Here is a 23,172-nt window from a genome sequence, read left to right on the forward strand (position 1 = left end):
ATTAAAACTCCTTTTCTATTTTTGAAGTATCAAGTACAAAAACATATTCCAAACAAGAAAAATCTATTATAGGATTTACAGATAGCTCAAGCGAAGTTTCATAATCATGTGTCTTAATTTTAGAAACAAAACCTATGGGAATATTTTTTGGAAAAATTGAGGAATCATCGAAGCCGGAGGTAATTATTTTATCCCCAATCTTAATGTCATCTCCAGCCCTCTTCTTTATGTACTTCATAATTAATGGAGAGTCCTCAGAGCCTTGTCCGCTTACAACACCGCGGTGGTTTACAAGGTCCACCTTCGCAGCAACATGACACTGATAATCATAGATAGGAATAATCATAGATGAGCCCCTTCCTACCTGCAAGATTTTTCCTACAAGGGCCATATTTCCGTTTTGAAAAGCAATAACGGGCATGTCTTTTCTGACACCGTGCTTTACGCCCCTGTTAATAATCATTCCTGAATAAAGAGCATTAGGATCATAGCCTATTATTTCTGCAGGGATATTTGCAATCTGAATGCTATCGGTAAATTTAAGAAGGGTACGAAGTTCATTATTCTCTCTTTTTATATCGGCGTTGGAACGCTCCAAAAGTTCGTACTTTTCAAGCTGTTTTGTAAGTTCATTATACTTTGCTTTTAGATCCCATAATTCCCTTACGGAAGAAACGCTTTCTCCCACAAAGGAAGAAACATTGTAAACAGCCTTCTCCGTTCCGGCACTTACCGAAAAGGCCATACTCTTAAAATCCAAAATAAAAGAACCTCCGGAAAAGGCCATAAAAACAGATGATATGAGAAGAAATAAAATTAAAAGAAAAACTTCTAGATTTAGTTTAAGCGAAAGTTTTTTCTTCATAAGGTCTTAATTATTTAAACTGTCATAGAGACTGCGGTCAACAGTCATATCCCTAAACACTTCGTAATATCTGCCGGCGCCTATTGCAACGCAGTCCATAGGGTTTTCGGCCAAGATTACGGGAACACGAGCTTCTTTTGCGATAAGTTTAGGAAGACCCTTTAACAAGGAACCTCCTCCGGTCATTACAATACCCCTTTCAACAATATCGGCAGTAAGCTCAGGCGGTGTCTGGGCTAAGGTCCGTTTAATTTCTTCGACAATCTGTGTAACAGGTTCTTTTAAAGCTTCTCTGACTTCGACAGAGTCTATTTCCAATCGGCGGGGAAGTCCGGTTATAGCATCGGTTCCCTTAATTTCGACCTTTTCTATTGTCTTTTCGGGCGACGCATTGCCTATGCTGATCTTTACCCTTTCGGCTGTTTGTTCTCCAATGATGAGGTTATCAACGGAACGGACATGCTTAATGATGGCTTGATCGAACTCGTCGCCTCCTACGCGGATTGCATTTGTTACAACCATACCGCAAAGAGATATAACCGAAACTTCGGTTGTACCGCCTCCGATATCACAAACCATATTTCCGGCAGGCTCATGAATAGGAATATTTGCACCGATAGCCGCAACTAAAGATTCTTCCAAAACTTTAACATCTCCGGCTCCGGCCTTCATGGCACTTTCATAAACCGCATTGCTTTCAACATCCGTAATACAGCTTGGAATACCTATAACCATTCTCGGTTTTACAAAACGGTGCTTAGGCAAAATCTTAGAAACAAAATAACGGATCATCTTTTCGGTAGTGTCCATATCTGCAATAACTCCGTCTTTTAAGGGCCTGATCGCCACAATATTTCCCGGAGTTTTCCAAAGCATTCTTTTAGCCTCGGAACCGACGGCAACCACTCTCTTTGTACCCCTTTCAACGGCAACAACAGAGGGTTCGTTTACTACTATACCCTTTCCATTCACATAGATAATAGTATTGCAGGTTCCCAAATCTATTCCTATATCTGTTGAAAATCTTTTAAAAAAGCCCATATCATCCCCCAAAATTTTTATAAATTTAGTTTAGCCCGTGTTTTTACATGGAGCGGATCAAATTTAAGAGCCTTCCGCCACTCTGCACGGGCCTTTATCATATCTCCTTGAAGTTCGTATACAACACCCAAGCCGTAATGAGCATCGGCAGAGGTCATATCCTTTTCAAGAATGGTATTAAATTCCTTTACAGCATCATCTATCTTATTTTCTTCAAGAAATAAACTACCCAATAAATATCGGCATTTTAATTCTAAAAGTGTATCCTTCGTTTTATCTATTGTTTCAAATAAATACAACTTTGCATTTTGTTTATCCGAAATCTTAATATAATTTTCGGCAAGAGCAAAAAATAATAAATCCGAAGGGTTATGGGAGAGGGCATCCGAAAAAGCATCAATAGCTCTTTCCGGCTCGCCCAAAAGAGAGGCCGACATACCCCTGAATTCCGATAAATCGGCAAATTTCTCTCCGGAATTATATGCCATATCCAAGTATTTTAAAGCGAGGTCTGCATAGTAATATCCCTTTTGATAATAAGCTTTTCCTAAAACGTAGGCAATTTTCGGCTGTTGAGATTTTGAAACACAATACATCGCTTGTCTTAAATTTAAAATAGAATCATTTAGATAAGAATAGCTTACCGAAAAATCCGTCTGTTCGGCAAAGATATAATATGAGGCAAAGCCTCTCATAGCCAAAGCCTCACCGTCATATGCTCTTCTTTTTAAAATACTCGCAGTTTTTTGATATACGCTCTCGTAATTTTTTTCGGCCCAATCGGCATACACCTCTTTCATTGAAGGTATGCCTGCATAGTTCTTATTATAGATATATAAAAAATAGACGGCAGAAGTCACGCACAAAAGAAAAAGTAAAACTATAAGAATCTTTTTAAAACTTCTTTTTTTGTTTGAGAAATTTTTATGTGATCTTCCTTTTGAAAATTCCATTTTTATAATACCTTAAAAAAGGGATTAATAAGCCGGATTCTGTTTCTGTAAAACAGACGGAACCATCTTTCTTAAACCAGCTTTACAGCAAGTTTTTATCGCGGTTAACCCGTAAATTAAGAATCGGAGATTCTTTACTGCTTAACCTTGCTCCCGATGAGGTTTACATTGCCGTTTCCGTCACCGAAAACGCGGTGGGCTCTTACCCCGCCCTTTCACCCTTACCGCAAAATGCGGCGGTTTACTTTCTGTTGCACTGTCTGTAAACGGAAACTTTAATTTCCGTTCCCCGGCCGTTAGCCGGCATCGTTTCCGAAGGAGTCCGGACTTTCCTCTGCAAATGCAGCGGTTCCCTTAATCCCAAAATTATTTATTCTTTTTAATCTTCGTCTTTATCTTCAAAACTTGCAAGGAAATCCTCATTTGCGGAATCTCCAATATCAAGTAAACCTTCCATATCGGAATCATTAAAATATGCTTCCTGCTCGGCCGTTAATTCGGATTCTTCATAGAATAGAATACGGCTGCAGTAAGGGCAGAATTTTATATCCTGATCCGACCTGACTTCATTTACAAACTGAGCGGGAAGAATCATGTGGCAGCCCATACAAACATTTCCCTGAACGGAAACGATACCGACACCATGTTTATTTTTAATAATTCTGTCGAATTTAAACATTGTTTCATCACTCAAACCCGGAGACAGTTTTTTTTCTTCCAGCTTTAACTCTTCGACCTTATTTTGCTTTTCGGAAATCTCCGAGTCCAAGAGATGTTTATGCTCTTCAAGTTCTTTCTCGGTTTGTGCAATAAGATCTTCTTCCTGCTTAATATTTGCATCCAAAATCTTAAACTGACTTTCGAGCCTCAGAAGGTCCTTTCTTATAGTTTCGGCTTTTGTAGTAGAATCATCGATTTCTTTTTGCAAGATTTCATACTCGCGCTGAGTTTCGATATTATCCATTGCTTTTTCGGCCTTTTCTCTCTTTTGTTCAGCTTCAAAAAGATCAGCCTTAAAAACGGCAATACCTTTACGCAGCTCTTCATACTCGCTGTTCATTTGGATATAACCGGACTTTAACTTTTCCAAAAGCTCTTCCTGCTGTGTAAGAGCCTTTGGGGCATCCAAAATCTCCGTTTCAAGTTCATTTTTTCGAGCAAGAATATCCTGTAAAGCTCTCAATTTTTCCAATACATCATTATCCATAAATTACAACCCCTTTAATTATCAAGATAAACGATTATAACCATAATCAATTGTCAAGATAATCTTTTAATTTTCTACTACGTTTAGGATGGCGCAGCCGTCTTAATCCCTTTGCTTCTATTTGCCTTATTCTTTCACGCGTTACGTCGAAATATAAACCTACTTCTTCAAGGGTAAGAGGATAGCCGCCCTCAATACCGAAGCGCATTTTTAAAACTTCCTGCTCACGCTCAGGCAAACTCGAAAGCACCATTTCAAGCTGCTCCTGCAAAAGAGTAAGCTCCGTTCTGTTTGAAGGATTTTCAACACCCTTATCTTCGATTAAATCTCCCAAGAGCGTATCTTCTTCTTCACCTATGGGCGTTTCAAGAGAGATAGGCTCCCTTGCAACATTTTTAACCTGCTTAACCTTTTCGATTGACCAGCCTAGCTGCAAGGCTATCTCATCATCATTGGGTTCACGGCCGAGTTTTTGCATGAGCTGGCGGGATTCCCTGTTTACCTTGTTGATTTGTTCTATCATATGGACAGGAACCCTTATCGTACGTGCCTGATCCGATATTGAACGCGTAATGGCCTGCCTTATCCACCAGGTAGCATAGGTAGAAAATTTATATCCCTTCCTGTACTCAAATTTTTCAACAGCCTTTATAAGCCCGATATTTCCCTCTTGCACAAGATCAAAGAACTGTAATCCCCTGTTGATGTACTTCTTAGCAATAGAAACAACAAGGCGCAAGTTTGCATTTATCAGCTTATCTTTTGCATTTTTAAGCATTCTCTGGCCGTTCTTTATCTCTGAAGTAAGATCAATAACTTCATCTACAGTAGCTTCAAAATCATATTCGATCTTTCGGATTTTTCGGGTCAAGACCTGAATTTGAGTGTATATATCCTTTACTTCATTAGCCGAAATATTAAGCTCTTTTTCCAGTTTTTCTCTTTCTCTCGGAATTGCAAGCCGTTTACCCAGTTTTCTTAAATCGGCATAGCTTTTAATACCAAGCTGTTTTTCTTTTCTTTCTTTTTTGTGTTGGTAGTCCTGCACTTTTTCGGTAGCTTCAATAAAGCGGTCCGAAATTTTTTCTATTTCTTCCGATTCAATGTGAATACGTTTAAGACTGTTAAACATCTTCTTTCGCAAAGCTTGAAGTTCAGGGCTCTCCAAAAAGCTTTCCAAGCTTTCTCTATCATAACAGTGCTTTTTTAAGGACATATATTGTTTAATTTCGGAATATATGTTCCGTAGACTGTCCCCATAAACCTGCTTGAGACGCTTTTTTTCGGCCATTTCTTCACTTAACTCTTTGCGCGGCTTATTGGACTCAGCGGGATCGAGTTTTGAAAAAGCCTTTTGTCCGATTACAAAAAACTCTGGAATCAATATACCGGAATTTTTTATAACCTTTTTTATGATAGCTTCCCCGTCTTCCATACTTTTTGAAAGAGATACTTCTTCATCGGCAGTTAAAAGATCTTCCTTGCCTATCTCTTGAAGATAAAGCTTAATCGGATCGTCAACTCCGGCTTCGTGAGAAGTTCTAACCAGTTTTTTTGCCGTTTCATGCCTAGGCTTTTCTTTTTCGATATATGGAGTCTCGATTTCATCGGAATAAGGACTTTTTATATCGTCATCCTCTTCTTCGTATGTATCATCCAATAATCGGTAGTCTTCATCATTGCCGCTCTGAGAATCGGAGTCGGTTTCTGAATTAGATTCGGATATTCCTTCATTTTTTATTTGAATGCCGGCACCTTCCAAAATATCCAGAATATCAGGTATAGTTTCCGGAGACATTAAGTCTTCGGGCAGTAGATCATCAAGATCACCCAATCCTATTGTGCGCTTCCTTTTGGCATATTCCAAAAGTTTAATAATCGCAGGATTCTTTTCGAGATCAGTCATACACCTTTCCCTTTAATTTGTTTAATTGAATATCGATACTTTTTTTTTCTTCCATTAATTCTTTTGTCAAGTTTACGGTATCGATATTCTTTTCTCCATGTAATAATCTCAGTCTGCCTATGATTTTGTCTTTTTGTTTTTGTAGAACGTTTTGTTTTATAAAATTTATGCCGTCATCGACTATCTTTTCAGAGTTCTCGGCGAATTCACCCTTAGAAATTGTTTGAGAAACAATTTCTTTTAATTTTTCTTCCCCGCATCTGTGCATCAGATTCGCATAAGTATAGGCACCATCTCTATAACATTCTTCTAAAACAATAAACAAATGTCTGGCATAAAAATCCTCAAAATCATCGGGGCTCAATTGTGAACGCAAACGAGAAAACAGATCCGTATTTGCCGTAACGGCAAGAACCAATCGTAACTCGGCATTCATCCTTATATCTACCGGCTTTTGTTTTACTTCGTCAACTATATGCCTTAGAGCCTTTTTTTCGCGGTTCACATAATCGCTGAAAATTGCTTGTTGACTGACACCAAAAGCCGATGAAAGTTTAGAAATAGCAGACTCCCTTTGAATATCGGATTCCAGGACCTCAATATACGGAAATAAAAAGGCTATAGCTGAGGCCTTTCCTTCCGGACTGCTTATATCAAATCTCATGGATGCAATTTGTATAAGATAATCATCGTCTACTATAGCACATTCCAAAAGAAATTTCAAGCCTTCTTTTCCTTTTTTTTGTAGAATTTCGGAAGGATCCTTTCCGTCTTTCATGTATAGAACACGAACATTTACGCCCATACTGCGGCAAATTTTTATAGCCTTGTAGGAAGCTTCTTGTCCGGCCTTATCCGAGTCAAAGGCAAGATAAAAGGTTTCGGCAAAAGATTTTAAAAGTTTTACCTGATCTTCGGTAAGGGCTGTCCCTAAGGGGGCTACGGCATTTTCGATTCCGGCCTGAAAAAAGGCTAAAACGTCCATGTAGCCTTCACATAAGATTACCGATTTTGATTTTCGAATTTCGGCTAAGGCGTGGTGAAAGGCAAAAACCGTTTCACCCTTTTTATATTGCGGCATATCCGAGGAATTGAGATATTTAGCCCCATCGCCTTCCAAAATGCGGCCTCCGAAGGCTATCGTTTTACCGTGACGGTCGCAAATAGGAAACATAAGCCTATCGGAAAAAAAAGCCATCTTTTTATAGTTTTTAGAAAAAAGGCCTGTCTTTTCTAAAAAGTCTTGAGAATAGTTTTTTGACAATAAAAAACTATGGAGCCATTTTCTATCCTTTGGAGAATAGCCCAGATTAAATTTTTCGATTATTTCCGGAGAAACATTTCTGGAAAGGAGGTAGTCAAGAGCTTTTTTCCCTGTAGGATTTTGGGTCAAGAGAAAATGAAAACTCCCTGCGACCTTGTCGTAAAGATCTAAGATTTGGTCTTTAATTTTTGCTCCTTCGTCCGGAACGTAGGAACCGCCTTCATAGATAACCTCGATGCCTGCATTTTTTGCAAGCCGTTCCACGGCTTCCATAAAGGAGAGCTTTTCCATTTCCATCAAAAAGTTGATTGTTCCACCGCCCTTGTGGCAGCCGAAACAATAATACATCTTTTTATCGGGAACGACATTAAAGGAAGGCGTTTTTTCGTTATGAAAGGGACAGCAGCCCCACCAATTTGCTCCCCGTTTTTCCAAGCGGGTATAGTTCTCGACAAGGGATACAATATCTGTCATTTCGGTTACTGCATCGACTGTTTTTGAACTTATCTTAGGCATTTACCCCTCCTTAAGTTTTGTAAGTAAGTGATTTTACTATAAAGAGGTTTAAAAATCAAGGACTGAAGTTTTATAAATTGTAAGAGGTTAAATTTAAATAAACCGCGGAGAACGCAAAGGGCGCAAAGGAATTTTTAAGAGTCTTTCTCCGTAAAAGTGGGGGCGCTCCCCTAATCATAGCTTTTCGATTTCCTCTTTCTTTAGACCTGATATTGTGCAAATATCACTAATCGGATAATTCATATCTTTCATTAACTTTGCCGTTTCAAGTTTGGCTTGGTAGGCTCCTTGGGATATTCCTCGATCAATTCCCTGTTCAAGTCCTTGTCGATAACCTTCGCTTATACATGAAGCCCTGTCGTGTTCATATTTCATACGGGAATCATATAGCCATTTATCTTTAGGGCTCATTTCCATTACAGAAATAGCGGTATTTGCTTTTGCCATCATCGGCGATTCCTGTTCTAACATTTCCCTTACCTCCCTGTCATCAGTTTCGATAAATTTCAGCCAGTTTAATAAGCGTTTAGTTTTATTATCTTTACATTGACCTTCTTTTAACAGCTTTGCTTTTTCAAGGTTCAATATATGAATCTCAAGTTTTGAAACTAAAGGCTCTTTTGTATCTTGTTCAAGAACAAGATACTTGTTGTGCAAACGCTTATTTTTATCAAAGTCTTTTCCTATCAAATTTATTGTAATACACTTTGGCAGTTTTGTATAGTCTTGACCTTGTTTTATGTTTTCATTATACATTTTAGACCAATAATACAAGGTTCTTTCAGGAAAATCAAAATGCCAACTGTTTTGAATTTCAATATCGACAAAGGTGCCGTCTTTTAGTCTTAACTTAATATCCAAGACTCCTAACTTTTCACTTAAAAGTTCCTTATGAAACTCCTTATCCAAGAGCTCCAAACCTGCGATTGTTTCAGGGGGAATGTCTAGTATACATTCCAGCAAATCCTGCAGAACATCTTTGTTTTCTTCCACTCCGAATACACGCTTAAATGCGTAGTCGTTGCGTAAAGTTATTTTAAAAAGTTTTTGCATAATTAAGCCTCGCTAATAATTTTTTTAAAGAAGAAAAATTTTTTCCCTTTCATAATTATTGTAGAGATTATTTAAAGTTAATAGCAAAAATTTAAAAAAAGAATTAAATTTTATTGATAATTTAACCGCAGCGGACGCAAAGGGATTTTAAGGCAGAATTATTTTTATTAACAAGCAGGACTTTCTAATCAAAAATATGGCAAACAAAACTCTAATGCGGGTATTTACATGTTTTTTAAAAGAAAAGGGGATTGTCAAGATAGGCACTTAAAACCATAAAGCTGTCCATATAACCTGCCCTAACCTTTTTTGTATAAATATTTACATGAATAATCTCTTCGTTTTCATTATCCCATCTTTTTCCGTTAATCTCAATATAGTCATTTACACCAAAGGCATTTTCAGATGCAAAGCTTCCGGGGATAACCTCTGCAACCCTATAAGAATTCTTTTTTCCCACCGATTCAAGTTTAAATCCGAAAACGGGAAGCATGGATCTTGCTATACTGTCCTTTCTAAAAACGGAATTTCCCGGATATAAAGGACGTTCGGCACATAAAACAGGCCAAGTTTTTTCTTCATAAACACCTGCTTCATTTTTTTGATAGCCTTTAATGAGGACTATAGTTTCAGGAGCTATAGACAATAAATTGGCCTGTATTTCTTCAACCGAATTTACCGGAATACCGTTAACTTCTTTTATTACGGTACCCTCATTTATACCTGAAATTGAAAAAGGGCCGTCAGGAAGAACATAGTTTACAAGAACTCCGTCAGAAACTCCGCCTGCATTACCGGAGCCGCTTTTTTGGTTTTGACCGTGACAGCCAAGCCAAGTATGCTTAACTTCTCCGCCCTTATATAAATCGGGAAGAACAGCCTTTAAAAGCTCAACAGGGATTGCAAAATTAAGGCCCTCGTTTCTTTCGAGACCGGCAAATACTACAGCTTGAACAAGACCCTTATCATCCACTATCGGTCCGCCCGAATTCCCATGATTGACGGCAGCATCTATCTGCATTATATCTACCATAGAAAAAAGCCTTCGGTATTTTGCCGATACTATACCTGAGGTAAGGGTTTTTTCCAAACCTGCCGGAGAACCGATTGCATAAATACGGCTTCCGACTCCTAAATCCTTTGAAGAGCCCAGATTAAAAATAAACTGAGGCGTGTACTCGGTCTTTACCAAGGCTAAATCAAAAAGAGGATCCCAGCCTACAACCCTTGCAGGGATTTTTATATTTGGATTATCGGGCGACTTAATATAAAGTCTGGAATAGCCGTTATATTTTTTATCAACCTCGCTTTGAATAACATGATAATTCGTAATAAAATAACCGCGGGAATCTATAAAAAAACCCGAACCTATAACAATGTCAGGCGAGGCATAACCTCTTTGTATGCGTGTTCCCCTATTCACCCAAACGGTAAGAGAGCCCTTTATCATCTCATCTATATTTTGAGGAAAAGAAGCTGAACCGGCTGAAGGATTTTTTTTATTTTGTAAGTTTAATAAGGGAAGATCGGCATTCTTTTTCCATAAGATATTCCTCTCTTCAAAAAGCCGCTCCTCTGTCCATCCGGCAGGGCGTTTTCCAATTGAGGTAAGAGACCTAAAATACCTGACAGCCTCATCCCAATTTTTTTCCTCTATGCTTTGTAAAAATGCGGCTTCCGTTTTTTCTATCGACTTTAAATTAATCTTGTCCACTTCTTCAAAATTTTTTGTGTTAAGATGAAGAATCCGGGAGCGGATTAAAGCATCCGTTATCTTACCCGATTTAAGGAGTTTTTCTGCGTAATCAACCTGATACAATACACTGGATCTATCCGAATAATCCACATAATGGACCTCTTTGGTTGAAGTACAAGAAAAAATCAATAAGAAGAAAAGAAAAAAACTTATTTTATTCGTTGACGATTTCAGCAAAAACAAACCCTCCGGAGCGCACGGCAAAAACTTCGATATTATTTATACCAAACATATAGGAAACAACCGGAAGGGTCGTTTGGTTAAATATTTCTATAATTTTTTCGTTTACTTTTTCAATATTTGCAGGACTCCGATTAAGCCAGAACAGGTTTCCCTTATCCGAAGGAATGAGCAGAAGGTTTTCTTTTCCGTCAAACAATTGGAAAGGAACACCGTTTTTATAACTGACACGGATTTTTTTATTCAGCTTGGGATGAATCCATTCCGTTTGAGAGTCCCCATTTCCATATTGCGTATATGTAATTTCGTAGGAACCGTCCTCATCGCTGTCCCAAACCTTTGTAACGGAGCCGTCTTTTTGATGGTATTCGGAATATTCATAGAGTTTATTTTTATTTAAATCCATATCTATCCTTTTTAATACACCCTTTGAATCATACTCAATCCTTGTTTCAAAATAACCGTCTCCGTCTTTATCTATATTTTCAAAAACAGGTAAGCCTTTTCTGTAATTAGTTTGCGAGTACGGCTCCCCTAACACAGTTACTTCGGCCTTTATTGGGATGCCCTTATCAAAGAATACTTTTTTTATGCCCCCGTTTATGTACGAAGTATTTTCTTCAGAAAATGCAGCGGAGTAAATCAATGCACCTTCATGAAGACTTCTTACATTTTTGCCTACTTTTAAAGAAAAAAAGGCCTGCTGTTTTTGGTGCATGCCATACAGCTTTAGGTTTAATTCTTTTAACTCTATCGGCGCCCAATTCAAGTCAAGGGGACGCATGGTATACTTTTTACCGTTTTTGGTAAAATTTTTAACGGCCGGATATGAATCATAGGACACCGAATATTCATTTTTTTTGCCGTGAATTACAGAGGGAATACCGAAGTTACATTCCACAGTGTATTCGGGATATCCTGTTTGGAGGCTGTCAAATTCGGCACACCAGGGTCTGCCGTTTTTATAATAGATTTTAGAATCTATAATCAGATCCCCGTTTTCATCATCGACAATCAAACCTTCATAGACCGATAAAAACTTTTTAAGCTCATTTCTTAATTTGGAATCTACAACCAAGCGTAAAAGCTCGACCAAATGGGATTCATACATAGCCTGAGTAAGAATATACTCCTTCAAAATCGGGTTAAAATAATAAACCTTAGCCGATAAAAATTCGTTTACAGCCGTTTGTTCATCTATTATACCGTACCTTAGACAAAGCAATGTAGAATAAGAGCGGTTATATAAATCGTTAAGATCATAAGATTCGGTAAAAGGCAAATACATACCTCGATATAGTTTTAGCCGTCTGATATTTTCTTCCGATTTTGTTTCAAAGGGACTTGCAAGCAAGAGGAGAGACGGTTCCTCATCCTGCCACGCGTAAAGGCGGGAAATTATATGTTCGGCCAATTTTTTGCCTAAAAAGTTTACCTTTTTTCCGCGTTCCCGTAAAAAAAATAATTTTGCAAACGAGGAATTAAAGGCCCAGCGGTCAAGAGCTTCGGAAATAAGCTGCTTTGCCTCATCATATCGCCCCAAGCCATAGAGGGCATCTGCCCTTACATAGTCCGACTCGGCAGATTCAAAGGGTAAACGTTTGACAAGATCCAGAGCTTCCTTGTATTTTAACATACGTGTATTGACTTGAGCTGCCAATAAGCGGCCGGCATTTATATCGTATAAACGCCAGATCATTCCATCGGTACAGGCAGCATTAACTTTTTGCAATACATCTTCATTAGGATAATTTAATTTTAAACTGCATACTGCCTGAATATATAAAAAATCGGCGGTTTTCGAATCATAAACTTCGCCAAGCTGGGCCTCAAATAAGGCATCCTTCCATTTTTCTTCGGTAAAGAGCTTAGCGGAATTCTGCAAATATGATAGGGCAGCAGATAAATTTACCCCCTCAGTTTGATTTGCATAAATACCTATACAAATTAAAATAAAAAAAGCACATAATCTATGCTTGAGTTTAAAACACTTAAATCTACAGGAATATTTCATCTCTTTACTCCTAAATCCCCTACAACATACCAATTTTTTTTGCCGAAAACGGCTCCGTATATAGCTTTAACTACCCCGCCCTCTTCGATTATCGGCAAAATATTTCTATTTTCATAGTCTATATTCCACTCATTTATAATCTTTTTTACCGATTTTTTTGAGCCCGAAGAGATCTCAATTTCATCTCCAAAGAGGCGTGAACGCACACAAAAAGGAGGCTTAAAAGGACCTATACCGCAAGTTTTATCGCTTTCATGCACTATAAAAAAGCCGTCATCATTTTCTAAGGCCTTAAAATTTCCGGCAGGGGTATCAAAGGAGCAAGGCTTATCAATCCAGATAGAATAAAAAACTTCGCTTGTCTTTTCTTCGGTTACGGCCTTAAAAAGCAATACTTCATCTCCTTCTTTTTTTATACAAAATCCGCCAGAAAAAATTATCTTTTTAGTATCGGAGAGCTTCATCAAATCGTCAAAGACCGAGTAAGGGATCCTTCTTTTTCCTTTTAAAAGAATAAGGCCTTCTTGAAGAAATTTAAGTTTTAAGGCTTCTTCAAGGCTTAGAAAAAAAAGAAATTTACATCGGCAGCAATCTTCCTTTTTATCCAATACCCATGTTTCTTTTTTTATTTTATATGAGGCGATAACAAAATCGTTTTGAGCCTTTATTTTTGCCAAACTTTTATCCAAGCCGCTTTGCCAGCCGTCAAAGCAGATACTCAAAACAGGAAGAAGATTATGTCTGACCTTGTTCCTAAGATATGAGGTTTCAAGATTAGTAGCATCTTCTCTCCACGGGATATTTTTTTCTTTTAAATATTCTTCTATTTCCGAGCGGCTGATATTAAGCATGGGCCGAATAAATCTTCCCCGTCTCGGCGAAATACCCATAAGGGCTTCAGGCTCGGAACCTTGAAAGAGCCTCATCAAAACCGTTTCATAATTATCGTTTTTATTATGGGCCGTTAGAATATAATCGGCATTTAAGGAGTCGGCGGCCTTTTCAAACTCATTGTACCTTAAAAAGCGGGCAGCATCTTCAATTCCCGTTTTTCTATTCCCGGCTTCATCAAATACCGTATTTTTAGGAATTTCGGCTAAGATACATGGACATTTATCTTTACAAAAGTCTAAAACAAATTGGGCATCGCCTAAGGTTTCTTTTTCGGGTCTTATATTGTGGTTTACAGTCAGTACAAAAATTTCGGCATTTATATCGCTCTTCAATTCCAAAAAGGCTGAAAGCATGGCCATAGAATCGGCTCCTCCTGAAACGGCAAGCAGGAGTCTCAAAGGTGCCGCCGTTCTATCGCATAAGGAGGAAAAGCCTAAAAGCACATCTTTTAAAAACGATTTTGCCATAAGATAGATTTTACACAATTTCTAAAAATGGTCAACAGTCAAAAAAAAATGCAGAAAAAGTTATAAAGACATAAAAAAACTTCCGCCCTTTAAATGGAACGGAAGTTCTGAAATATTAAGATTAAAGCTTATTTATCCTCTGCAGCAGGTTCGGGTGCGGCAGCGGCAGCTTCGGTTTCTTCACCTTCAGTTGCAGCCGGTGTTGTACTTTCAGCAGCAGCAAATTTAATAGCAGCAACCGTTATATCATCGCTTGTTAAAACGGTAACGGCTTCAGGAAGCTTAATATCCCTGACATGAAGCGATTGATTTACATCAAGAGCAGAAACATCAACGATAATTCTGGCCGGTAAATCTTTAGGCAGACACTCAAGTTCAAGTTCGGTAATACCGGTCTCAAGAATTCCGCCATGGCGTACACCTTCGGGAGAACCTTCAAGTCTAATCTTAACCTTTGTACGTAAGGTCTTTCCTCTTTCTACTTCATAAAAGTCGATATGTTTAATCTTATCCGAAACAATATCATGCTGAAAATCTTTAATAAAAACTTCGTAATCCTTTCCCGCTGCATTTAATGTTACAATAGTACTTTCGGTAACAAGTTTAAAAAGTTTCATAAATTCTCTTTCATCAACATCAATAGGAACGGATTTGCCGTGTCTATCATACATTACTGCGGGAATTCTTCCAGCCCTTCTCATTTTTACAGCGGCATTTTTACCATATGTTGATCTTTCATTTGCGTTTAACAGTCTCTGTTCCATAATTCCAGAACTCCTCTAATACCAATTATTTAGTTTGCAACAAGGGCCGCCGATAAAAGCAGCCTCAAAACTGGGACGGTAGGATTCGAACCTACGGAATGACGGCACCAAAAGCCGTTGGCTTACCACTTGCCGACGTCCCAAAATATATACAAAAAGCCGAAAGCTAAATTGTATCCAAAAACAGAAAAATAAAACTAGTATTACGTCACAAATTGATTGCTAAAGCTAGATTTCAGCCTCTTGCCCGGGCATAACAGGTGTTTTTTCGTAAACCTCCAAAACAGCCTTTGTCATCTTTTCCCTAAACTCGGCAGTGATAGGATGAGCTATATTTTTAAACTCACCGTTACTCAACTTCCGGCTGGGCATTCCAATGTACAAACCGTCATTACCCTCGATCACTCTTACATTATGAAGGACAAAGCAATCATCAAACGTAATATTAGCATAAGCCTTTAAACTATTCCCCGGACTCACTCTCTGAACACGGACTTCTGTAATTTCCATACTGTCCTCCTTGCATAATAATATTGGTAATACTTACCTACCAATATTTTACTACGCTTTCTATCAGAACGCAAGTAACAAAAAGAAAAAACATCGTCCATATTCGGCTAAAAGCTTGGAATAAGCATTTTTGACGGTTTTTTCATTTTTAAAAAGCCCGAAAACTGAAGAACCGGCACCGCTCATAAGAGCAAAATCAGCCCCGTTAGTTAAAAGGTCTTGTTTTGCCTTTTTTATTGCAGGATATTCCGTAAAAAGAACGTCTTCAAAACTGTTAAAAAAAGGCCATTCACGGCAATCTTTACCGCAAAAAAGCTCAGGATTAAAAGCAGGATTCAGTATCTCCGATTCTTTACGGCCTAAAAGGCTGTAAGCCCTGGGTGTTGCGCTTTTTATTTCGGGATAAATCAAAATCCCAAAATAATCTGAAAAAACTGAAACTCTTTTTATCGTTTCTCCGCGGCCTCTTACAACCGCAGCCTCATTTCCCAAAAAAAAGGGAACATCGCTTCCTATTTTTAAAGCTATAACCCTTAAGTCTTCTTCCGTTAAACCGGTAGAAAACATATCGTTAAGCCCCCGCAAAACCGAAGCGGCATCGGAAGATCCGCCCCCCAAGCCGGCACCTTCAGGGATTCTTTTTAAAATCCTAACGGAAACGCCTTCAGAAATACCGGTAAAGTTTTTAAACTCTTCATAAGCTCTTGTAATTGTGTTTTCTATCGGCAATTCAACCGAAGGAGATAACACCTTACATTCTTTTTTATCCGGTTTTCTTTGCATTAAAAGCTCATCGGCAAGAGAAATCGGAGCAAAAACACTTACAATGTCATGAAATCCGTCGCTTCTCTTTCCTAAAACTTCCAAATGCAGATTAATTTTTGCATGAGCTTTAAGGCTAATCGCACTTTTAATCATGTCTTAAGCATTATATCCAATTATAAAGTTTTGTCAATACAAAATAATGGAAATTTACGTAATTTATAAGAGCATTTTAATCGGTTTTAGTGTATAATGGACATCGCAAATAAATCGATGGAGGAAAAATTTATGAATCATGAAGTCAAGGAAAAACAAGATTTACTCAATGCGCAGGGTCATATCATCGAAGAAGGATGGGCAAGATTTCCTGTATGGAACTATGATAGAACTAAGATTAAGGCCTCTGCATTTAAAATAAAGGAATGGGACTATTACAGCATAACCAATTCCAAGGAACTTTGGAGCTTAAATACTACAATGGCAGACTTAGGTTTTGGAGCCTTATTTTCAGTTTCATTTATTGACTTAAAAAAGAAAGCTTTTTCACAGGAAGATGCTATGACGTTCTTTACATTCGGTAAAACAGGATTAAAACCTTCATCCCTAATGGATCACAAGCTTGAGTTTAAAAATAAAAAAATGAAACTGCTTTTTTGTAAGCAGGGAGAAAAAATTATTATACAAACAGATGTGCCTCATATGCACCTGCCTTGCGGAAAAACAGGGCTTAAAGCAGATATTGAGCTTACACGAAATCCGAATGATGAGAGTATGAACATAGCAACTTCATGGAAAGAAAACCGTAAGTGTTTTTACTTAAATGAAAAGGTCAACTGTATGCCGGTAAGCGGAACCGTAAGCCTTGGAAACGATAAAATCACTTTAGAAAAAAACAGCTCTTGGGCTGTACTGGATTGGGGCCGGGGTTTCTGGACAAGAAAGAACCGTTGGTATTGGTCAAGCGGGAGCGGTATAGTCGAAGGTAAGAGATTCGGCTTTAACCTAGGTTATGGTTTTACCGATAGGAGCCCTGCAAGCGAAAACGTAATTTTCTATGATGGAAAAATACATAAACTTACAGATGTGGAATTTCATATTAAAAATGATGAGTATTTAAAGCCTTGGAATTTCATATCAAGCGATAAACGTTTTGAAGCCGAGTTTATACCGGCTGTAGACCGCTCGGCAAATACGAATTTAGGGCTTATAAAAAGCGTTCAACACCAAGTATTCGGCTTTTTTTCAGGTCAGGCAGTATTGGACGAAGGCAAGATTGTAAAATTCGAAAATTTTCCTGCCTTTGCTGAGGACGTATTAAATGTTTGGTAAAACTATGGGCTTAAATTAAGGCGTACAGGGTTCCAGATCCCAATCCTTATAAAGCAGCTCTAAAAAGGGCTGCATAATATATTCACCGCCTGAAACCGTATAATGATGCCCGTCATCTTTCATAAGTCTTATTTTTTTACCTTCGGCGGTTTTAACGGTATCGGTATAAGGAACCCCTTCTCCGGGAGCGATACTGCTTAGAGAAAATTTATTAAGGATTATACTCGAATATTCAGATGCTATTTTTTTCTGTAAGTCTTCAATATAGAGTAATTGGGCATTGTATATTTTATCCCGTACAATAGGCATGCCCAGCCAATACACCTTTTTTGTATTTGCAAATAAAACGTCCAAATGTGTTATTACCTTATCCCTATAAGCCGATTCCCAGTCTTCAGTTTCTTTTACAAGAACTTTGCCATTATCTGCATAAAAATTTTGATAATCATTCATTCCTAAAAAAATGACGGCAATATCATAGCGTTCGTTTTGACTTTCTTCAAACACATTCTTTAACTTTTTAGGCCAATTGTAATAATCACCTCTTATAAAACCTGAAGAGTGAACCGAAATTTCTTTTACCCTTATGGAAGAGTTTTGACCTGTAAGCCTTAAAAAGCCTGCAGCAATACTGTGCATCTGAGAATCCCCTATCATTAATATACGCAAGGGTCTTTCCGTATTATAGGTATAAACTTTTTTAGGCGCCTCAGCCTGCTCTACATTTGATTCTTCTTCCTTAGCGGCAGTTTCGAATATATCTTCTTTTCTTAATTCCAACATTTTTTGTGTGAGTCTTATTTTTTCAAGCTCCGCAATTCTAGCCTGCTCAATGTCCTTTAACCTATCCAAAACCGTATTTACATTTTCAAGTTTTGCCTCAAGCTCATCTATCATTTTTTTAACGGCGGCAACATCTTCCGGTTTTGATTCTGCCGGTAAACCGTCTTTTGCTCTTTCTAAGTCTTTCTCAAGATTATCTATAGAAGATTTTTTATCTTGAGATTTATCTATAGCCTGCCCTAAGTTTTCCAAGGCTAAAAGTCTTTCCCGATGAATTAATTCTGCAGAATCCATATAATAAAAAGAATCCCAATCGCTTAAACCTTCAAGACCGGCATAGCGTAAAAAGAAAGTTCTTGCAGAAGGAATCAGATTATCAAGTTTCAATTTTTGAGACAGTTCCGAAACGGGTTTAACGGCAGTCCTGAATACCTCTGCGGCATAAGGATTTTTTATTTTAGATGAAAAATTGTCTAAAGATTTACCTAAGAGCAGCATGAAGAAAAAAATACAGAGTAAAAAAAACGAAAGAGCTTTGTTTGCAGAATAAAAGATAGATTTTTTATCTTTTAGTTTTATTTTAAAAGGAAGAACATCATTTAGTTTTTTTATTATATCTTTTAGCTTCATATGTCAACTTTCACCTAAAATGCAAAATAAATAAACGGCGGTATACCCGAAGTTGAAACCGCATAAAGAGAGGCTAAAAAACTTACGGTGATAACAACCTTAACAATCATCGGAAGACGGCTATATATTGTAAAAGCTTTTTTCCTTAAACTTTCCGAAGGAAGCTGCAAAGAAAGGCCTGCAAAAAAGATTAAAAGAATAAATGGACTTATAATTTGAAATGGCTGAGAAATATTGCCAAGAGATATTAAATATAAACTCAGTTCCGATAGTGACGGCGAAAAAAACACAAGCCAGCTGATATTTACGAATATAAAAACCGGTATAATTCTCAAAAAATCAAAACTTTTTTTTGCGTCTTTTTCTTCATCTAAAATTTCTTCTCCTATAGCTTTACGTTCTTTTATTTCCGAAAAAATCTTTTCGATACACAGCATTGTCCCCTGCATAGCTCCCCATATTAAAAATGTCCATGAAGCCCCGTGCCAAAGTCCTGCAATGAGCATCGTAAAAAAAAGCGCAAAGAGAGCTCTGGCAAGACCAAATCGGGAACCGCCTAGGCCGAAATAAAGATAATCTCTAAGCCAAGAAGAAAAACTTATATGCCACCTTCTCCAAAACTCGGTGATAGACTTTGAAACATAGGGACGGTTAAAGTTTGCAGGCGTATTAAATCCCAAAAGGATTCCTATACCTATCGCCATGTCGCTGTAGCCCGAAAAATCTGCGTAGATAATTATCGTATAGCATAGTAGTCCGAAAATAAGCTCCCATGTATTATAAAATGAAGGATTTGCAAAAATTTTATCGGTAACAAGTATAGTCAAAAAATTTGAAATTATCATTTTTTTATACAAGCCTGAAATTAAAAACACGATAGCACGGTCAAAGGCTATGGGTTTTGCTCCTTTTTCATTATCGCAGTTAAGTGCCCGAGAAAGGTCCTTAAAAAAATACTCGGCCTGAACAATCGGCCCTGAGGACAGTTGAGGAAAAAAAGATACATAGAGTAAAAAATCCCAAAAAGATTTTACATGCCTTATCTTACAAAGATAAATATCGAAGACATAACTCATACATCGAAAAGTATAATAAGAAATTCCAACAGGAACCAAAAGAGACCAAGAACGCAGAGTTAAAAGAGTAGAATTAACAAACATATCCGGAAAAAATTGGTTTAAATATGAGAGCAGGGTGTAAAGGTATTTAAAAAATCCCAGATATAAAATATCGATAATACAGATAATGATTACGATAGCCTTTCGAGGAGCATAATTTTTTTCTTTATCGAGAAGAAAACCGTAAAAATAATTTATAAGGGTAAAAACAAAAAGCAGAATACAAAAACGCCAATCCCACATTGCATAGAAAAAATAAGAGGCGGCCGTTAAAAGGATTTTACGTTCTTTTTCCTGCCTAAAAATATACCAGTATAAAAAAAAGACTGAGAGAAAAAAAACTGCAAAAGAAATCGTCGGAAAAAACATGCTTGAATTTTAAATTACCGATTACGGGAAGGTAACAGGCTTATTTGCCATCTTACGCTGAATCTCCGCAGCCCTGGAGGCCGGCATCAAAGAAAACCAATAAGCAACCGAAGAGTTTTTACCTTCTTCTGCAGCTATTTTTTCTACAGCCCTAAGCACGTCAATTATATCCTGATCGTCCATGGCTATAAGATTTGAAACGGCTTTTTCAGGGGGCATACCGTTTATATATTTAGCGATTTGGATTATGTTCGCCTCACGGGCATCCCGCTCCACAACCAAAAGATTATAGTTCTTTTCTTTTTCTTCTATAGCCAGTCTGCGGTCATCGAGCTCCTCGGCAACCTGTTTATTTTCATTTTCCTGAGTTTGAACATCTTCCTCCCGCTTATCCAATTCCTGAGAACGCAGCTCTAAGGCCATCAAGCGTTTTTCGTAGCGGTCATTTTCCAAATTTGCCATTTCATCCGCATCTAAAGAAGCAATACCCTCAGGCGTTTTTAAACCGAAAAAGGAGTAAATAGGAGAAAACAAGCTCCTTGAGCTGATCAGGCCTAAATAATCAAACCATAATAGACCTCCGAACACAAGTAAAACAATCAATATCAAAAGAACAATAATACGTCCTATAGTTCCGCTTCTTCTCAAAATTTTTACCTCCCATACAATCAATAAACAGTGAGGCAGAATTCCTGCCGAGCTGTTTATCGTACCTCCTATATAATATCGGAAAAACTTCTTCTAATGTTAATGCCTATACAGATACTGAAAATATTCCATATCCGTTGAGAGGACTTTTTCGGTCTCGGGCAAGGAATTTTTATAAATCTCCATGCTTTTCCAAAAGCTGTAGAATTCGGGAGACTTACCGTAGCTTTCGGCATAGATTGCAACAGCCTTTGCATCGGCATCTCCCTTTATCCTTTCTGACTCGGCATATGCTTGCGACAGGATAGTCCGCTTTTCGTTTTCCAACTCTCCTAAGATTTTAAGTTTTTCACCGTCGCCTGTAGACCTAAAGGTTCCTGCGATCTGATTCCTTTCTTTTATCATGCGGCTGAATACGGAATGCTCAAGCTCATCCGAATACTTAATTCCTTTAAAAATCAGGTCAACCACCTCCAAGCCGAATTCACCCAGCTGGCTATTGGCCTTGGCCAAAATTTCATCAGCCAGAGTTTCCCTGCCCTTTTTTATCACAGGAAAGTTTACTTTTTCCGTCTTTAAGGAACCAAGGTCAACTTCGGCATTTTCAAGGTTAAACTCTTCCGTTTTTTTGCTTTCATTTATAATATTTGAGCTTCGTACAACATCGGCAAGACTGTTTACAGAAATAATATCTCTAACAGATGAATCTACAATATCCGAAAGGCGGGAATAAGCGCTATCATAGGTTGTAAGGGATTCATAAAACTTTTTTACGTCAACTATACGCCATCGGCTGGTAGTATCTACCTTAAGATACTGTTTTTCTAAAGTAAGAATCTTTTGAGGATCGCCGTCAAGACGTAAGAGCTTTGCCGTGTATTTGTTTACCGTATGAATCAAGGGCATTTTAAAATGAAGCCCGGCCTCTTTTTCCGTTTTTACTACAGCTCCGAATTTCGTTATAATGGCAACATTGCCTTCATTTAAAATATAAAACGGCTTTAGGAAAAAAAACAAAACAAGAAGTATAACCACAAAGAAAAACAATCCGAAACCTTTTTTGTCTTTTTTTGTTTTTTCGGGTTTTATCTTATTTTTGGAAGAAGGACTTTCAAATCTTACATCTTCAGTGTTTTCGGTATTTTCATAGTTTTCCATAAAAATCAGTTGCCTCCCTTATTTAATTCTTTTAAAGGTAAAAAGTTTTTTAAGTTTTTGTCTATGAGGGTAACATTTTCATTATTTTTAAAAATAGCATCGAGAGTTTCAAGGTAGAGCCTTCTCCTAGTAATATCGGGCGCCTTTACATATTCCGAATAAACGGCGTTAAAACGGGCAACATCTCCCTTTGCCTTGTTTATTCTTTCGGAAGCATAGCCCCTAGCTTCTTCAATCATTTTTTGTGCCTCACCCTTTGCCTTAGGAATCTCTTTATTGTAGGCTTCTTTTCCTTCGTTTATAAGCCTATTCATATCTTGAATAGCTATGTTTACATCCTCAAAGGCAGCTTGAACTTCATAGGGCGGAACAATATTTTGTAATTGCACCGATGAAACGGAAATTCCAAGGCCTATCTGCTTATATTTTTCGTTCATTTTTTCTTGTGCTAAAATGGCAATACTGTCACGATCCAAGCTGATTATATCCATGATAGCCCTGTCGCCTACCAAGCTGTTGACAACGGATTTTGAAATATCTCTGACGGTTTTATTTCTTTGATCTTCGTCAACATTAAAAAGCCAAGCCTTAGGGTCCACTATTTTATACTGAATAACCCATTCAACATTTATGATGTTTAGGTCTCCCGTAAGCATCGAGGACTCATTAAGCATGGAATTTTGATATTCGCTCCTTTCTCCTGCCTTGGAAGTTCTAAAACCGAATTCTTCCTTTTGAACGGTTTTAACCGGAACCTTATAAACCCGATCTACAAAGGGAATTACAAAATTAAGCCCCGGTGAAAGGGTATTTGTATATTTACCGAAACGGGTAACAACTCCGTTATCCGTTGTAGGAATAACCTTTATTCCCGAAAAAGCTATAAGAGCAATTACAATAAGTATTATTACCGTGCGTAAAGCTCCTAACATCTTTGAAGGATCAACCTTTTTTTGCTTCATTTTTTCCTCCATGAAGAATTTAT

Annotated in this window: 19 protein-coding genes, 1 tRNA gene and 1 other RNA gene; 1 reads left to right on the top strand and 20 read right to left on the bottom strand. The window is 37.7% G+C overall.

Annotation, left to right across the window (positions count from 1 at the left end):
- Window position 1: 1 nt before the first annotated feature.
- The 15 genes from mreC to ispE all read right to left on the bottom strand — a co-directional run bounded on the left by mreC (window position 2) and on the right by ispE (window position 16,308).
- Window positions 2-865, bottom strand: a complete 864-nt coding sequence (mreC, locus tag HYB91_RS06535) for a rod shape-determining protein MreC (RefSeq protein ID WP_002668697.1) — start codon at window positions 863-865, stop codon at window positions 2-4.
- Window positions 866-871: 6 nt separating this feature from the next.
- The gene (locus tag HYB91_RS06540) at window positions 872-1,906 is read right to left on the bottom strand and encodes a rod shape-determining protein (protein WP_002668696.1); all 1,035 of its coding nucleotides are present in this window, start codon (window positions 1,904-1,906) and stop codon (window positions 872-874) included.
- A 17-nt stretch (window positions 1,907-1,923) separates the two neighbouring features.
- Complete coding sequence (locus HYB91_RS06545; RefSeq protein WP_002677905.1) at window positions 1,924-2,859, bottom strand: tetratricopeptide repeat protein; 936 nt, start codon at window positions 2,857-2,859, stop codon at window positions 1,924-1,926.
- A gap of 16 nt (window positions 2,860-2,875) precedes the next feature.
- Window positions 2,876-3,221, bottom strand: an RNA gene (gene rnpB, locus HYB91_RS06550) — RNase P RNA component class A.
- Between the two features lie 17 nt (window positions 3,222-3,238).
- Window positions 3,239-4,066: a zinc ribbon domain-containing protein gene (locus tag HYB91_RS06555; RefSeq protein ID WP_002677903.1), complete on the bottom strand. Its 828-nt coding sequence runs from the start codon at window positions 4,064-4,066 to the stop codon at window positions 3,239-3,241.
- Between the two features lie 46 nt (window positions 4,067-4,112).
- A complete protein-coding gene (gene rpoD / locus HYB91_RS06560; protein WP_002677901.1) occupies window positions 4,113-5,972 on the bottom strand; it encodes an RNA polymerase sigma factor RpoD in 1,860 nt (619 codons plus the stop codon).
- Window positions 5,965-7,752, bottom strand: a complete 1,788-nt coding sequence (gene dnaG / locus HYB91_RS06565; protein WP_002671478.1) for a DNA primase — start codon at window positions 7,750-7,752, stop codon at window positions 5,965-5,967. The genes rpoD and dnaG overlap by 8 nt, the downstream gene beginning before the upstream one ends.
- Before the next feature lie 174 nt (window positions 7,753-7,926).
- Window positions 7,927-8,805, bottom strand: coding sequence for an Rpn family recombination-promoting nuclease/putative transposase (locus HYB91_RS06570; protein WP_002677900.1), 879 nt, complete (start codon window positions 8,803-8,805; stop codon window positions 7,927-7,929).
- 235 nt (window positions 8,806-9,040) lie between these two features.
- Window positions 9,041-10,651 (bottom strand): S1C family serine protease, encoded by a 1,611-nt coding sequence (locus tag HYB91_RS06575; RefSeq protein ID WP_002677899.1) that lies wholly within the window; start codon window positions 10,649-10,651, stop codon window positions 9,041-9,043.
- A gap of 64 nt (window positions 10,652-10,715) precedes the next feature.
- On the bottom strand, window positions 10,716-12,755 hold the full coding sequence (locus tag HYB91_RS06580) for a tetratricopeptide repeat protein (protein ID WP_002677898.1): 2,040 nt from the start codon (window positions 12,753-12,755) through the stop codon (window positions 10,716-10,718).
- The gene (gene tilS, locus HYB91_RS06585) at window positions 12,752-14,116 is read right to left on the bottom strand and encodes a tRNA lysidine(34) synthetase TilS (RefSeq protein ID WP_002677897.1); all 1,365 of its coding nucleotides are present in this window, start codon (window positions 14,114-14,116) and stop codon (window positions 12,752-12,754) included. Before tilS ends, HYB91_RS06580 begins: the two co-directional genes overlap by 4 nt.
- A gap of 128 nt (window positions 14,117-14,244) precedes the next feature.
- A complete protein-coding gene (locus tag HYB91_RS06590; RefSeq protein WP_002668686.1) occupies window positions 14,245-14,880 on the bottom strand; it encodes a 50S ribosomal protein L25 in 636 nt (211 codons plus the stop codon).
- Window positions 14,881-14,950: 70 nt separating this feature from the next.
- Window positions 14,951-15,023: transfer RNA gene (locus HYB91_RS06595), tRNA-Gln, on the bottom strand.
- 85 nt (window positions 15,024-15,108) lie between these two features.
- A complete protein-coding gene (gene spoVG / locus HYB91_RS06600) occupies window positions 15,109-15,390 on the bottom strand; it encodes a septation regulator SpoVG (RefSeq protein WP_002677896.1) in 282 nt (93 codons plus the stop codon).
- A gap of 63 nt (window positions 15,391-15,453) precedes the next feature.
- Complete coding sequence (gene ispE, locus HYB91_RS06605) at window positions 15,454-16,308, bottom strand: 4-(cytidine 5'-diphospho)-2-C-methyl-D-erythritol kinase (protein WP_002677894.1); 855 nt, start codon at window positions 16,306-16,308, stop codon at window positions 15,454-15,456.
- Between the two features lie 132 nt (window positions 16,309-16,440).
- Between ispE and HYB91_RS06610 the strand changes: the two genes are divergently transcribed.
- The gene (locus tag HYB91_RS06610; protein ID WP_002677892.1) at window positions 16,441-17,481 is read left to right on the top strand and encodes a DUF2804 domain-containing protein; all 1,041 of its coding nucleotides are present in this window, start codon (window positions 16,441-16,443) and stop codon (window positions 17,479-17,481) included.
- Between the two features lie 15 nt (window positions 17,482-17,496).
- On the opposite strand, the gene HYB91_RS06615 is transcribed toward HYB91_RS06610, so the two are convergent.
- The 5 genes from HYB91_RS06615 to hflK form a co-directional block, all read right to left on the bottom strand.
- Window positions 17,497-18,894, bottom strand: coding sequence for an SGNH/GDSL hydrolase family protein (locus tag HYB91_RS06615; protein ID WP_002677891.1), 1,398 nt, complete (start codon window positions 18,892-18,894; stop codon window positions 17,497-17,499).
- A 14-nt stretch (window positions 18,895-18,908) separates the two neighbouring features.
- The gene (locus tag HYB91_RS06620) at window positions 18,909-20,381 is read right to left on the bottom strand and encodes an MBOAT family O-acyltransferase (protein WP_002677889.1); all 1,473 of its coding nucleotides are present in this window, start codon (window positions 20,379-20,381) and stop codon (window positions 18,909-18,911) included.
- Between the two features lie 21 nt (window positions 20,382-20,402).
- The gene (locus HYB91_RS06625; protein WP_002668666.1) at window positions 20,403-21,029 is read right to left on the bottom strand and encodes a periplasmic-type flagellar collar protein FlbB; all 627 of its coding nucleotides are present in this window, start codon (window positions 21,027-21,029) and stop codon (window positions 20,403-20,405) included.
- A 99-nt stretch (window positions 21,030-21,128) separates the two neighbouring features.
- A complete protein-coding gene (hflC, locus tag HYB91_RS06630; RefSeq protein ID WP_002677887.1) occupies window positions 21,129-22,187 on the bottom strand; it encodes a protease modulator HflC in 1,059 nt (352 codons plus the stop codon).
- Window positions 22,188-22,192: 5 nt separating this feature from the next.
- On the bottom strand, window positions 22,193-23,149 hold the full coding sequence (gene hflK, locus HYB91_RS06635; RefSeq protein WP_002677886.1) for an FtsH protease activity modulator HflK: 957 nt from the start codon (window positions 23,147-23,149) through the stop codon (window positions 22,193-22,195).
- Window positions 23,150-23,172 lie beyond the last annotated feature (23 nt).

It is taken from the genome of Treponema sp. B152 (genome assembly GCF_024181665.1).
Classification (GTDB): domain Bacteria; phylum Spirochaetota; class Spirochaetia; order Treponematales; family Treponemataceae; genus Treponema_B; species Treponema_B denticola.

Excerpts from the sequence above, each read along its gene's own strand:
- hflK (WP_002677886.1), bottom strand. The coding sequence starts at position 23,149 with ATGAAGCAAAAAAAGGTTGATCCTTCAAAGATGTTAGGAGCTTTACGC.
- HYB91_RS06545 (WP_002677905.1), bottom strand. The coding sequence starts at position 2,859 with ATGGAATTTTCAAAAGGAAGATCACATAAAAATTTCTCAAACAAAAAA.
- HYB91_RS06580 (WP_002677898.1), bottom strand. The coding sequence starts at position 12,755 with ATGAAATATTCCTGTAGATTTAAGTGTTTTAAACTCAAGCATAGATTA.
- HYB91_RS06590 (WP_002668686.1), bottom strand. The coding sequence starts at position 14,880 with ATGGAACAGAGACTGTTAAACGCAAATGAAAGATCAACATATGGTAAA.
- tilS (WP_002677897.1), bottom strand. The coding sequence starts at position 14,116 with ATGGCAAAATCGTTTTTAAAAGATGTGCTTTTAGGCTTTTCCTCCTTA.
- hflC (WP_002677887.1), bottom strand. The coding sequence starts at position 22,187 with ATGGAAAACTATGAAAATACCGAAAACACTGAAGATGTAAGATTTGAA.
- ispE (WP_002677894.1), bottom strand. The coding sequence starts at position 16,308 with ATGATTAAAAGTGCGATTAGCCTTAAAGCTCATGCAAAAATTAATCTG.
- HYB91_RS06540 (WP_002668696.1), bottom strand. The coding sequence starts at position 1,906 with ATGGGCTTTTTTAAAAGATTTTCAACAGATATAGGAATAGATTTGGGA.
- HYB91_RS06615 (WP_002677891.1), bottom strand. The coding sequence starts at position 18,894 with ATGAAGCTAAAAGATATAATAAAAAAACTAAATGATGTTCTTCCTTTT.
- spoVG (WP_002677896.1), bottom strand. The coding sequence starts at position 15,390 with ATGGAAATTACAGAAGTCCGTGTTCAGAGAGTGAGTCCGGGGAATAGT.
- HYB91_RS06610 (WP_002677892.1), top strand. The coding sequence starts at position 16,441 with ATGAATCATGAAGTCAAGGAAAAACAAGATTTACTCAATGCGCAGGGT.
- rpoD (WP_002677901.1), bottom strand. The coding sequence starts at position 5,972 with ATGACTGATCTCGAAAAGAATCCTGCGATTATTAAACTTTTGGAATAT.
- HYB91_RS06555 (WP_002677903.1), bottom strand. The coding sequence starts at position 4,066 with ATGGATAATGATGTATTGGAAAAATTGAGAGCTTTACAGGATATTCTT.
- HYB91_RS06620 (WP_002677889.1), bottom strand. The coding sequence starts at position 20,381 with ATGTTTTTTCCGACGATTTCTTTTGCAGTTTTTTTTCTCTCAGTCTTT.
- mreC (WP_002668697.1), bottom strand. The coding sequence starts at position 865 with ATGAAGAAAAAACTTTCGCTTAAACTAAATCTAGAAGTTTTTCTTTTA.
- HYB91_RS06570 (WP_002677900.1), bottom strand. The coding sequence starts at position 8,805 with ATGCAAAAACTTTTTAAAATAACTTTACGCAACGACTACGCATTTAAG.
- dnaG (WP_002671478.1), bottom strand. The coding sequence starts at position 7,752 with ATGCCTAAGATAAGTTCAAAAACAGTCGATGCAGTAACCGAAATGACA.